Here is a 13,710-nt window from a genome sequence, read left to right as displayed (position 1 = left end):
ATGTTACGTATTGCAGATAAAAGTTTTCAATCACGCCTGTTTACCGGCACTGGTAAGTTCGCCTCGTCCTCGCTGATGCTTGAGGCGATACGTGAAAGCGGCAGCGAGCTGGCGACGCTTGCGATGAAGCGCGTGGATCTGATGCGCCGCGATGACGCACTGCTGGGGCCGTTGCAGGCTTCTGGCGTCGCCCTGTTGCCGAACACGTCCGGCGCCAAAACCGCTGACGAGGCAATTTTCGCCGCGCAGCTCGCCCGCGAGGCGCTGGGCACCCACTGGGTCAAGCTTGAGATCCACCCCGATGCCCGCTGGCTGCTGCCGGACCCGATAGAAACGCTGCGGGCGGCGGAAAAGCTCGTCGCGCAAGGGTTTGTGGTGCTGCCCTACTGCGGCGCTGACCCGGTACTTTGCAAGCGTCTTGAAGAAGCGGGCTGCGCGGCGGTAATGCCGCTGGGTGCGCCGATTGGTTCTAATCAGGGGCTGCAGACACGAGCCTTGCTGGAGATAATCATCGCGCAGTCAACGGTGCCGGTCGTCGTCGATGCGGGCATTGGTGCACCAAGCCATGCAGCCGAAGCGCTGGAAATGGGCGCCGACGCGGTCCTGGTGAATACCGCCATTGCTGTCGCCCGCGATCCGGTGGCGATGGCGCGGGCATTCCGTCAGGCCGTTGAGGCCGGACGAACCGGATATGAAGCCGGGCTCGGCGCCCGATCGGTTCAGGCGCAAGCCACCAGCCCGCTAACCGGTTTTCTGGAGGCGCTGTCATGAAGACCTTTACCGACCACTGGCGCACGCTGGACTGGGACGATATCCGGCTGCGCATCCACAGCAAAACCGCGCGCGATGTAGAACGCGCACTGACGGCCTCCCATCCCGACCGCGACGATATGATGGCGCTGCTCTCCCCGGCCGCGCAGGGTTATCTGGAACCGCTGGCCCAGCGCGCGCAGCACCTCACCCGACAACGCTTCGGCAACACGGTGAGTTTTTATCTCCCGCTCTATCTCTCCAATCTGTGCGCTAATGAGTGCACCTATTGCGGTTTTTCCATGAGCAACCGCATCAAGCGCAAAACGCTGGATGATAAAGAGATAGCACGCGAGTGTGCGGCCATTAAAGCGCTGGGTTTTGAGCATCTGCTGCTGGTGACGGGCGAACATCAGAATAAAGTAGGTATGGATTATTTTCGACGCCATTTCCCGGCGATTCGCCGCCAGTTCGCTTCACTGCAAATGGAAGTACAACCGCTGTCGCAGGCGGAGTATGCCGAGCTAAAAACGCTTGGTCTTGATGGCGTACTCGTTTATCAGGAGACCTACCACGAAGCGGTATATGCGAAGCATCATCTGCGCGGCAATAAGCAGGATTTCTTCTGGCGGCTGGAGACGCCGGACAGGCTTGGACGCGCTGGGATCGATCGCATCGGGCTTGGCGCGCTGACGGGGCTATCAGACTGCTGGCGCACCGACAATTACATGGTGGCTGAGCATCTGCTCTGGCTGCAACAGCATTACTGGCAGAGCCGTTATTCGGTGTCATTTCCACGGCTGCGACCCTGCGCAGGCGGTATACAGCCCGCCTCGGTAATGGATGAGCGTCAGCTTGTGCAACTCATTTGCGCGTTTCGCCTGCTCGCTCCCGAAGCGGAGTTGTCGCTCTCGACCCGAGAATCCCCGCATTTTCGCGACAACGTCGTGCCGATCGCCATCAACACCGTCAGTGCGTTTTCCCGCACTCAACCTGGCGGCTACGCCGATGGACACGCCGAGCTTGAACAGTTCGCGCCACATGATGCACGCCGTCCGGAAGACGTGGCAGCCAGCCTCATGCAGCGCGGTCTTCAACCCGTGTGGAAAGACTGGGATGGATTTCTGGGAAGATCATCGCAAACGCCCTGAAACCTAACGCAAACTGCGCGATATCTTTCGGCATGTTGCGCAAACCGCGCGATTGCCGTTTGAATGAATACAGGCGCGCTTTTACTCTGCTCCTGCCGGTCCGGGATGATCGGCCGGGGCGGCTCCTGATGCTCTCTCTTCGCCGCCCCGCCTCTCAACGAGAGGGTGATAGCAAAAGAAACGCGCTTTGGTAACCGGTTTCCGTTTTTGCGGCTTTCTTTGTGATGGGTAACACACAAATACATCAAAGCGGTTGTTGGGACAGGAGGTGGGCGATAAATATCAATGAAACAACAGTCACAGAGAGCGGATTATGAAAAATATCGTTTTATGCTGTGCCGCTGGTATGTCCACCAGCATGCTGGTTCAACGAATGAAAGATGCTGCCCAGAAAAAGGGCGTCGAGGTGGATATTAAGGCCGTTCCGGTCGCGGAGTTTAAAGATATTATCGGCACCGCCGACATCGTGCTGCTTGGCCCGCAGGTCAAATATGAACAGCCTAAGTTTCAGGAAATTGCCGATCCGCTGGGCAAGACCGTTGCCGTTATCGACATGATGGATTACGGCATGATGAAAGGCGATGTGGTGCTGGATAAAGCCCTCAAAATGCTGGAGCAATAAATGGAAGATTTAGAGTCAATTATCATGGAGCTGCTGGTGAATGCCGGTAGCGCGCGCAGCCAGGCGCTGACTGCTCTTCAGCTGGCTCGTAAAGGGGACTTTGACGCCGCCGAAAAAGCGATGGAAGAATCCCACGAATTCGTAAAGCATGCGCATAAAATCCAGACGCAGCTTATCGGGCTCGACGAAGGCAGCGGCAAACTGCCGGTTAATTTGATTACGGTTCACTCTCAGGATCACCTGATGAACGCGATGGTGATTCAGGATCTGGCAGGCGACCTGATTGAGCTTTATCGCCGCCTGCCGCTGGTTAAATAGGGCGCGTTCAAAACCCTGCAAGATAGCCCGGCGCCGCCGGGCATTTTTATATCCATGGCCCAGGCGGATTTGCAAGCCGCTAAACCGGGCGGTGTCTTTTTTGCGCGCTTTATGGCACAACGGTATTCTTTCGTGCCCTACGGCGCCTGAATCACGATGCAGGTTACCGCCATGCCTTCTGTTCCCGTTCCGGTATTTACGCTCGCTATTCTGGTGATGCTGCTGGCGAAAGTATCTCTCACTGGCGCTGATCGTTACCGTCAGGTTGTTGGATTCCTTGCCGCTTGCTCACTGCTGGTTTTTCTCTCCGCGCTGCGCTGGTCGTTTGATCTCCCGCTGCTGCGTCAATTGCAGTCCCTGACGGCGATTGCCCTGCCGCCCCTTGCCTGGCAGTGCTTTAGCAAACTCACCTCACAACCACGACGGCGTCAAACCACTGTGATGCTGGTGCCCGCCGTCATGGCGTTATTCGTCAACCTGGCATTCCCCGTCGCGACAGATGTGGCTTTGACGGTGCTTTACTTCGGCTATGGCATCGCCTTGCTGTCTACCGCCCGGCATGGTGCGGATGCATTTTTACTGAGTCGCCTGAGTGAGGCGCCAGCGGCGGCGAAAATCGCGGCTGTGGCGGGCGCCTTTCTTTGCTTTTGTGGGTTAACCGATATCGCCATCGCCGCTGACTTCGGCTTTTTCGATGGTCGCCAGGCGCCGCTGCTGGTAGCCGTCTCGCAGATAATCCTGTTACCGTTTCTCTGCCTCGCCCTTTTACTGCCTTTCAGTAAACCCGTGGTACCAGATACCGTCACGTCTCCCCCTACAGCGTCCATAACCGAGCCTGAAGGTGAAAGCGTGGAAGACGCACAGCGCTGCGCCAGGCTGGAAGACATTCTTCACGCACGCTCGCTTTACCTTAACCCTGATCTCACACTCGATCTGCTGGCGCGAAAAACGGGTATTCCCGCACGCCAAATTTCGCGCGCCGTGAATGCGACGCGCGGTTGTAACGTCTCGCAGTGGATTAACGGTTTTCGTATCGCGCATGCACAATCGCTGCTGCGCCAGACCGATGCGCCCGTCACCCGCGTAATGCTGGAGTCAGGCTTTAATACCAAATCCAACTTCAACCGTGAGTTTGGGCGGATTGTGGGGATGAGCCCGGTCGACTATCGGCGCGCGGCGGTGAATAGCGCAGCGCCTGATTCAGAAACTGGCTTATCTGCTGCGTTAACTGCTGATGAATCGCCGCGCGGCTAAAACCCACGCCGTCGCGGCATACGATCCCTTCCCCCGGTTCCTGCGCCTCGATTACTGCTTCGGCACCCGGTTTGCAAAGCTGCATAAAACTAAAATGCGTGGCACCCGGAACGTGCACCGCGCGTGTATGTGCGTAGGATAATTGTGATACCAGGAAGCCGGATTCCAGCGCAGCGGGAACGTCATCGTTGTCTGCGCCCGCGCTCATCACCAGCACCGGAATGTTTACCCCTTTAAGACTTTGCGGTGTAAAGCCGCGCGCAAGGCCTAAATCTAACGACACGACGGCGTTGATCCGTGGGTCACGCAGGGGTTGCACAAGCCGGGCCTGAGCCTGCGGCAGGTGAAGTCCCAGCGTGCGGGCAACCTTACAGGCGCCAAGCGGGGCATGATGTTCGCAGTCGGCCATAAAATCTTTCGCAGAAAAGCGCGCGCCTGCCAGTTCCATTACCGTCCAGCCGCCTAATGAATGACCTGCCGCGGCGATACGCTGCTCATCTATCTTTCCGGCTATTTCAGGCCCGGCAATAAGCGCATTAAGTACGCGAGTCACGTCCTGTGGCCGCTGCCACAGCATCTGTGCCTGCGCGGCCTCTTTGTTACGGGTCGTGGTACCCGGGTGATCGACGGCGGCGACAATATACCCCTGCTCCGCCATTTGTTGTGCAAGCCAGTTCAGGTTGCGCCAGTTGCCGCCAAAACCATGCGAAAGCAGCAGTAGTGGATGCAGACCGGACGTAGGCGCAGCATCACGTTGGGCCTCAACACCGACAAAGACGATGTTATCGCCAACGTTTTCTGTCGGGCCAGTGGCATCGGTGGGATACCAGACCGCCACATCCAGTGGACGTGTGGCAGGCTCGTTAAGGGTGAACTGATGAAAACCGATGCTTGCCGAAGCGACGGCACTTAACAGCGCGCTGGTAATTAACAGGATAAATCGAAACATAGTCATGCTCTCCGTTTACAGGTCACAGAGTTGTAGCATCGGGGCGGTGCGCGGGCGTCCTGAAACGCGATCGAGGTCTTTTTCGTGAATGGCAGGCATAAAAAAACCCGCCGAAGCGGGTTTTTATTAAGGCAAAGGACGATTACTCGTTGTCGTTGCCGCCCAGACCAGCGTTCAGCAGTTCTGCCAGGCTTGCAGAAGCTTCTTCTGCGCTAACCTGCGGCGCTGCCGGGAGTTCACCCGCAGCACGACGACGCATACGATCCTGGTGGTACGCATAACCGGTACCTGCCGGGATCAGACGACCCACGATGACGTTCTCTTTCAGGCCGCGCAGTTCGTCGCGTTTGCCCGCAACGGCTGCTTCGGTCAGCACGCGAGTGGTCTCCTGGAACGATGCCGCGGAGATGAAGGACTCGGTGGCCAGAGACGCTTTGGTGATACCCAGCAGGTCGCGCATGTACGTAGCGCTGACTTTGCCGTTCGCTTCCAGTTCGCGGTTAGCGATCTTAACGCGAGAGTATTCTACCTGCTCACCTTCGAGGAACTCGGAGCTACCCGCGTTCATAATGGTGGCTTTACGCAGCATCTGACGAACGATGACTTCGATGTGCTTATCGTTAATCTTAACGCCCTGCAGACGGTAAACGTCCTGCACTTCGTTAACGATATAACGGGTCACAGCATGAACGCCACGCAGGCGCAGAATGTCATGCGGCGCTTCCGGACCGTCGGAAACTACGTCACCACGTTCTACGCGTTCACCTTCGAACACGTTGAGCTGACGCCATTTCGGAATCATCTCTTCGTACGGATCGCTACCGTCAACCGGGGTGATTACCAGACGGCGTTTACCTTTGGTCTCTTTACCGAAGGAAATAATACCGCTGATTTCAGCAAGGATTGCCGGCTCTTTCGGACGACGTGCTTCGAACAGGTCCGCAACGCGCGGCAGACCACCGGTGATGTCCTTGGTACCGCCGGATTCCTGCGGAATACGCGCCAGGGTGTCACCAGAGCTGATCTGTACGCCATCTTCCAGCTGAACAATCGCTTTACCCGGCAGGAAGTACTGTGCAGGCATATCTGTGCCTGGGATCAGTACGTCGTTGCCGTTGGCGTCAACGATTTTCAGTGCAGGACGCAGATCTTTACCGCCCGCGGTACGTTCAGCAGAATCCAGAACCACCAGAGAAGACAGACCGGTCAGCTCGTCGGTCTGACGAGTAATGGTCTGGCCGTCGATCATGTCAGTGAAGCGGATGAAACCACTCACTTCTGTGATAACCGGCATGGTGTGCGGATCCCAGTTTGCAACGGTTTCACCGCCGGCAACCTGCTCACCATCACCTTTCGCCATAACGGCACCGTAAGGCACTTTATAGCTTTCTTTGGTACGGCCGAATTCGTCGATAAGCTTCAGTTCGGTGTTACGAGAGGTCACCACCAGCTTGCCTGAAGAGTTAACAACAGACTTCGCATTGCTGAGCTTGATGCTACCTTTGTTTTTCACCTGGATGCTGGACTCAGCAGCCGCACGAGATGCCGCACCACCGATGTGGAACGTACGCATCGTCAGCTGTGTACCCGGCTCACCGATAGACTGTGCCGCGATAACGCCGATGGCTTCACCTTTGTTGATGATGTGGCCACGTGCCAGATCACGACCATAGCAGTGTGCACACACACCAAAGTCGGTGTCACAGGATACAACGGAACGCACTTTCACAGAGTCAACGGAGTTGGCTTCCAGGATGTCACACCACTGTTCGTGCAGCAGCGTGTTGCGTGGAACCAGAATATCCGCCGTACCCGGCTTCAGAATATCTTCCGCGGTAACACGACCCAGTACGCGATCGCGCAGCGGCTCTTTAACGTCACCACCCTCGATAACCGGGGTCATGGTGATGCCTTCCAGCGTGCCACAATCGTCTTCGGTGACGACCAGATCCTGCGCCACGTCAACCAGACGACGGGTCAGGTAACCGGAGTTCGCTGTTTTAAGTGCGGTATCCGCCAGACCTTTACGAGCACCGTGGGTCGAGATGAAGTACTGGAGTACGTTCAGACCTTCACGGAAGTTCGCGGTGATCGGCGTTTCGATGATGGAGCCATCCGGCTTCGCCATCAGACCACGCATACCAGCAAGCTGACGAATCTGTGCCGCAGAACCACGCGCACCGGAGTCGGCCATCATGTAGATGCTGTTAAAGGAAACCTGCTGCTCTTCAACGCCGTCACGGTTAATCACGGTTTCAGTCTGCAGGTTATCCATCATCGCTTTGGAGACGCGATCGTTCGCCGCAGCCCAGATATCGATAACTTTGTTGTAACGTTCGCCCGCGGTTACCAGACCAGACTGGAACTGCTCCTGGATCTCAGCAACTTCAGCTTCCGCTTCAGAGATGATCTCATGTTTTTTCTCCGGGATGACCATGTCATCGATACCGACGGATGCACCTGAGCGCGCTGCATAAGCAAAGCCGGTGTACATCGTCTGGTCCGCAAAAATAACGGTCGGTTTCAGGCCCAGAATACGGTAGCAAGTGTTCAGCATTTTGGAGATAGCCTTCTTGCCCAACGCCTGGTTGACGATGGAGAAAGGCAGACCTTTCGGTACGATCATCCACAGAATGGCACGGCCAACGGTCGTGTCTTTCAGACTGGTGTGCGCAACGAATTCGCCGTTAGCATCTTTTTCGTATTCAGTGATACGCACTTTAACGCGCGCATGCAGAGAGGCCAGGCCAGCGCGGTAAATACGCTCAGCTTCTTTCGGGCCAGTCAGCACCATGCCTTCGCCTTTGGCGTTAACACAGTCACGGGTCATGTAGTACAGACCCAGTACAACGTCCTGAGACGGAACGATAATTGGCTCGCCGTTCGCCGGAGACAGAATGTTGTTGGTAGACATCATCAGCGCACGCGCTTCCAGCTGGGCTTCCAGCGTCAGCGGTACGTGAACAGCCATCTGGTCACCATCGAAGTCGGCGTTGTATGCCGCACAAACCAGCGGGTGCAGCTGGATAGCTTTACCTTCGATCAGTACCGGTTCGAACGCCTGAATACCCAGACGGTGCAGGGTCGGCGCACGGTTCAGCAGTACCGGGTGCTCACGGATAACTTCGTCCAGGATATCCCAGACAACCGCTTCTTCACGCTCAACCATTTTCTTGGCGGCTTTGATGGTGGTCGCGAGGCCACGCAGTTCCAGCTTGCCGTAGATGAACGGTTTGAACAGTTCCAGCGCCATTTTCTTCGGCAGGCCGCACTGATGCAGACGCAGGTAAGGACCTACGGTAATTACGGAACGACCAGAGTAGTCCACGCGCTTACCGAGCAGGTTCTGACGGAAACGACCCTGCTTACCTTTGATCATGTCTGCCAGTGATTTCAGCGGACGCTTGTTGGAACCGGTGATCGCACGACCACGACGACCGTTATCCAGCAGGGCATCTACCGCTTCCTGCAGCATGCGTTTTTCGTTGCGTACGATGATGTCCGGCGCCGCCAGATCCAGCAGACGTTTCAGACGGTTGTTACGGTTGATCACGCGACGATACAGATCGTTCAGATCCGACGTTGCGAAACGACCGCCATCCAGCGGAACCAGCGGACGCAGATCCGGCGGCAGCACTGGCAGCACGGTCAGGATCATCCACTCTGGTTTGTTGCCAGACTGTACGAACGCTTCCAGCAGCTTAATGCGCTTGGTCAGTTTTTTACGCTTGGTTTCAGAGTTGGTTTCGTTCAGCTCTTCGCGCAGCTGTTCGCACTCCGCTTCCAGATCCATGCTTTTCAGCAGGGCCTGGATCGCTTCGGCGCCCATTTTTGCGTCGAATTCGTCGCCGAACTCTTCCAGTGCGTCCAGATACTGCTCTTCAGTCAGGATCTGGCTACGCTCGAGGTTGGTCATGCCACCCTCGATAACAACATAAGATTCGAAATACAGTACACGTTCGATATCGCGCAGCGGCATATCCAGCAGCAGACCGATACGGGACGGCAGAGATTTCAGGAACCAGATGTGCGCGGTCGGGGAAGCCAGTTCGATGTGGCCCATGCGCTCACGACGCACTTTAGTCTGGGTCACTTCAACGCCGCACTTCTCACAAATCACACCGCGGTGTTTCAGGCGCTTGTACTTACCGCACAGGCACTCGTAGTCTTTTACCGGCCCGAAAATACGGGCGCAGAACAGACCGTCACGCTCAGGTTTGAACGTACGGTAGTTAATGGTTTCCGGCTTCTTAACTTCACCAAAAGACCATGAACGGATCATGTCTGGCGAGGCCAGAGCAATTTTGATCGCATCAAACTCTTCGGTTTTAGTTTGCGCTTTCAGAAACTTTAATAAGTCTTTCACGGATTTGCTCCCGTCGGAGTTAGCACAATCTGGTGCCAGGGATTACCCCGGCACCAGTGACCTGTTTGAGCGAGGATTACTCGTCTTCCAGTTCGATGTTGATGCCCAGCGAGCGAATCTCTTTCAACAGTACGTTGAACGATTCCGGCATGCCCGGTTCCATCTGATGGTTGCCATCCACGATGTTCTTATACATCTTGGTACGGCCGTTCACGTCATCAGACTTAACGGTCAGCATTTCCTGCAGGGTGTAGGCTGCGCCGTAAGCTTCCAGCGCCCATACTTCCATCTCACCGAAGCGCTGGCCACCGAACTGCGCCTTACCACCCAGCGGCTGTTGAGTAACCAGGCTGTAAGAACCGGTGGAACGAGCGTGCATCTTGTCGTCAACCAGGTGGTTCAGTTTCAGCATATACATGTAACCTACGGTTACCGGACGCTCGAACTGTTCACCCGTACGGCCGTCGAACAGGGTAATCTGACCGGAAGTCGGCAGGTCGCCCAGCTGCAGCAGCTCTTTAATTTCAGCTTCTTTCGCGCCGTCGAAGACTGGCGTGGCGAGCGGCATACCTTTACGCAGGTTTTCAGCCAGACGCAGAACTTCATCATCGCTGAAGGTGTTCAGGTCGACTTTCTGACGAACGTCCTGGCCAAGGTCATAGGCTTTCTGGATGAATTCGCGCAGTTTTGCGACTTCTTCCTGACGCTTAAGCATGGCATTGATCTTATCGCCGATACCTTTCGCCGCCATACCCAGGTGAGTTTCCAGGATCTGACCGATGTTCATACGCGACGGTACGCCCAGCGGGTTCAGTACGATGTCTACCGGCGTGCCGTTTTCATCGTAAGGCATATCTTCGATCGGGTTGATCTTAGAGATAACACCTTTGTTACCGTGACGGCCTGCCATCTTATCGCCCGGCTGGATCTGGCGTTTCACGGCCAAATACACTTTAACGATTTTCAGCACGCCCGGTGCCAGATCGTCGCCTTGGGTAATTTTGCGGCGTTTCGCTTCGAGTTTTTTCTCAAACTCGTGCTTCAGCTCATCGTACTGTTCAGCCAGCTGCTCCAGCTGATTCTGCTTCTCTTCGTCGGTCAGACCAAGTTCCAGCCAACGGTCACGCGGCAGTTTGTCGAGCTTCTCAGCTTCAACGCCACCAGCGATCAATACAGCACGGATACGGCTGAACAAGCCTGCCTCGAGGATCTGCAGTTCTTCAGACAGGTCTTTCTTGGCCTGCTTGAGCTGCATTTCTTCGATTTCCAGGGCACGTTTGTCTTTTTCCACGCCATCGCGGGTAAAGACCTGAACGTCGATAACAGTACCGGAAACACCGTTTGGCACACGCAGAGAAGAATCTTTAACGTCAGACGCTTTCTCACCGAAGATAGCACGCAGCAGTTTTTCTTCAGGCGTCAGCTGGGTTTCACCTTTCGGCGTTACCTTACCAACCAGAATGTCACCGCCGGTGACTTCTGCGCCGATATAAACGATACCGGATTCATCCAGTTTGGAGAGCGCTGCTTCACCCACGTTCGGGATATCTGCAGTAATCTCTTCCGGCCCCAGCTTGGTGTCACGGGACACGCATGCCAGTTCCTGAATGTGAATCGTCGTGAAACGGTCTTCCTGAACTACACGCTCGGACACGAGGATGGAGTCTTCGAAGTTGTAACCATTCCACGGCATAAACGCTACGCGCATGTTCTGGCCAAGCGCCAGCTCACCGAGGTCGGTGGACGGGCCGTCTGCCAGCACGTCGCCGCGCTCTACCGGTTCATTCAGAGACACGCAAGGCATCTGGTTGATGCAGGTGTTCTGGTTAGAACGGGTGTATTTAGTCAGGTTATAGATGTCGATACCTGCTTCGCCCGGGTACATCTCGTCTTCGTTAACTTTGATAACGATACGAGAGGCATCCACGTACTGAACGGTACCGCCACGTTTTGCTACGGCAGTTACGCCGGAGTCAACGGCAACAGCACGTTCCATACCGGTACCTACCAGCGGCTTATCAGCGCGCAGAGTCGGAACCGCCTGACGTTGCATGTTCGCACCCATCAATGCACGGTTGGCGTCATCGTGCTCAAGGAACGGGATCAGGGACGCACCGACGGAAACCACCTGCTGGGTGGATACGTCCATATAGTCAACCTGGTCTGCGCTGAAAAGGCTGGATTCGCCTTTGCTGCGGCAGGTGACCAAATCGTCGGCGAAGCGGCCTTCTTCGGTCAGGTTGGTGTTCGCCTGAGCGATAACGTAGTTACCTTCTTCGATAGCAGAAAGGTAATGGATCTCGTCGGTGACCACGCCGTCAGTGACTTTACGGTACGGCGTCTCAAGGAAGCCATATTCGTTAGTCTGTGCATAAACGGACAGGGAGTTAATAAGACCGATGTTCGGACCTTCCGGCGTTTCGATAGGACATACGCGACCGTAGTGGGTCGGGTGTACGTCTCGAACTTCGAAGCCAGCACGTTCACGGGTCAGACCGCCCGGGCCAAGTGCAGAGATACGACGTTTGTGCGTAATCTCAGACAGCGGGTTGTTCTGATCCATAAACTGAGAGAGCTGGCTTGAGCCGAAGAACTCTTTCACCGCGGCCGAGATTGGCTTGGCGTTGATCATATCCTGCGGCATCAGGGTATCCAGATCGCCCAGAGACAGACGCTCTTTCACCGCACGCTCTACACGCACCAGACCAACACGGAACTGGTTTTCCGCCATTTCACCTACGGAACGGATACGACGGTTGCCGAGGTGGTCGATATCGTCCACTTCGCCTTTGCCGTTACGGATATCGATGAGCTTTTTCATCACGTCGATGATGTCAGCTTTGCTCAGGATACCGGAACCTTCAATCTCGTCACGCAGCAGAGAACGGTTGAACTTCATGCGGCCAACCGCAGAAAGATCGTAACGATCTTCAGAGAAGAACAGGTTCTCAAACAGGCTTTCTGCCGCTTCACGTGTCGGCGGCTCGCCAGGACGCATCATGCGATAGATTTCAACCAGCGCGCTCAAACGATCGGTGGTTGGGTCGACGCGAACGGTCTCAGACATGTACGGGCCATGATCCAGATCGTTAGTGAACAGCGTCTCGATGCGCTTGTGGCCAGACTGGCTCAGTTTCGCCAGGAGATCCAGGGACAGCTCCATGTTAGCCGGGCAAATCAGCTCACCAGTAGAGGTATCCACATAATCTTTCGCCGCAACCTTACCGGCAATATATTCCACCGGTACTTCAATGAGTTTGATCTCATCTTTTTCAAGCTGGCGAATGTGACGCGCAGTGATACGACGGCCTTTTTCTACGTAAATTTTACCGTTGGCTTCGATATCAAAAGATGCGGTCTCGCCACGCAGACGTTCCGGAATCAACTCCATCTGCAGCTTATTGTCGCGGATTTCGAAAACCACTTTTTCGAAGAACAGGTCAAGGATCTGTTCAGTGGTGTAATCCAGCGCGCGCAGGATGATAGTTGCCGGCAGTTTACGACGACGGTCAATACGGACAAACAGGTTGTCTTTCGGATCGAACTCGAAATCCAGCCAGGAACCACGGTAAGGAATGATGCGTGCGTTATAAAGCACCTTACCAGATGAGTGGGTTTTACCCTTGTCGCTGTCAAAGAAGACACCCGGGCTGCGGTGCAGCTGAGAAACGATAACACGCTCAGTACCGTTGATGACGAAGGTACCGTTATCGGTCATGAGCGGAATTTCGCCCATGTAAACTTCTTGTTCTTTGATGTCTTTAACGGTGCCTTCCGGCGCTTCGCGCTCGTAGATCACCAGGCGCAGCTTAACGCGCAGCGGTGCCGAATAGGTCACGCCACGAATCTGACATTCTTTTACATCAAAAACTGGTTCGCCAAGACGGTAGCTGACGTATTGCAGTTCCGAATTGCCGCTGTAGCTCTGAATCGGGAATACGGAACGAAAAGCCGCTTCCAGACCATACTGACCTTCAGGATCTTGCTCGATAAATTTCTGGAACGAGTCAAGCTGGATAGAAAGGAGATAGGGAACATCCAGAACTTGTGGACGTTTACCAAAATCCTTACGAATACGTTTTTTCTCGGTATAGGAGTAAACCATAGGGTTCCTCAGCTCGCTGACAAGTCGACCCACTCTGTCCATCGAAGGGACAGTTTATGCAGCACCATTTTGTTGACCGAAAAGTGGAACACTTTCCGCAATACCTGTTGCTATCACGCTTAAACCATTTCATTGCGATTTACACAGTGCCGAAGCGCTGTCGCAGTATATTAAGTCGTCGATAGAAACAAGCAT

General features: G+C 55.2%; 7 protein-coding genes and 1 pseudogene. 5 read left to right on the top strand and 3 right to left on the bottom strand.

Annotated elements, in window-relative coordinates; translation table 11 throughout:
* The 5 genes and pseudogenes from thiG to AFK62_RS20710 all read left to right on the top strand — a co-directional run.
* Positions 1 to 771 (top strand): thiazole synthase, encoded by a 771-nt coding sequence (gene thiG / locus AFK62_RS01720; protein WP_032984023.1) that lies wholly within the window; start codon positions 1 to 3, stop codon positions 769 to 771.
* Positions 768 to 1,901, top strand: a complete 1,134-nt coding sequence (gene thiH, locus AFK62_RS01715) for a 2-iminoacetate synthase ThiH (protein ID WP_007665901.1) — start codon at positions 768 to 770, stop codon at positions 1,899 to 1,901. The genes thiG and thiH overlap by 4 nt, the downstream gene beginning before the upstream one ends.
* Before the next feature lie 313 nt (positions 1,902 to 2,214).
* Complete coding sequence (locus AFK62_RS01710; RefSeq protein WP_032984022.1) at positions 2,215 to 2,523, top strand: PTS sugar transporter subunit IIB; 309 nt, start codon at positions 2,215 to 2,217, stop codon at positions 2,521 to 2,523.
* The gene (locus AFK62_RS01705; RefSeq protein ID WP_007665898.1) at positions 2,524 to 2,841 is read left to right on the top strand and encodes a PTS lactose/cellobiose transporter subunit IIA; all 318 of its coding nucleotides are present in this window, start codon (positions 2,524 to 2,526) and stop codon (positions 2,839 to 2,841) included.
* 156 nt (positions 2,842 to 2,997) lie between these two features.
* Positions 2,998 to 3,954: pseudogene (locus AFK62_RS20710) on the top strand (helix-turn-helix domain-containing protein); the annotation flags it as partial.
* Positions 3,955 to 3,961: 7 nt separating this feature from the next.
* Here the strand turns inward: AFK62_RS20710 and AFK62_RS01695 are convergent.
* The 3 genes from AFK62_RS01695 to rpoB form a co-directional block, all read right to left on the bottom strand.
* The gene (locus AFK62_RS01695) at positions 3,962 to 5,044 is read right to left on the bottom strand and encodes an alpha/beta hydrolase family protein (RefSeq protein WP_007665896.1); all 1,083 of its coding nucleotides are present in this window, start codon (positions 5,042 to 5,044) and stop codon (positions 3,962 to 3,964) included.
* 142 nt (positions 5,045 to 5,186) lie between these two features.
* Positions 5,187 to 9,410 (bottom strand): DNA-directed RNA polymerase subunit beta', encoded by a 4,224-nt coding sequence (rpoC, locus tag AFK62_RS01690; protein ID WP_007665894.1) that lies wholly within the window; start codon positions 9,408 to 9,410, stop codon positions 5,187 to 5,189.
* A gap of 76 nt (positions 9,411 to 9,486) precedes the next feature.
* Positions 9,487 to 13,515 carry a DNA-directed RNA polymerase subunit beta gene (gene rpoB / locus AFK62_RS01685; RefSeq protein WP_007665892.1) on the bottom strand — a complete coding sequence of 1,343 codons (4,029 nt, stop codon included), beginning with the start codon at positions 13,513 to 13,515 and terminating at the stop codon, positions 9,487 to 9,489.
* Positions 13,516 to 13,710 lie beyond the last annotated feature (195 nt).

This window comes from Cronobacter condimenti 1330, assembly GCF_001277255.1.
Taxonomy (GTDB): domain Bacteria; phylum Pseudomonadota; class Gammaproteobacteria; order Enterobacterales; family Enterobacteriaceae; genus Cronobacter; species Cronobacter condimenti.
Note: the sequence above shows the minus strand (reverse complement) of the source record. Positions and strands in the feature narration are given on the sequence as shown.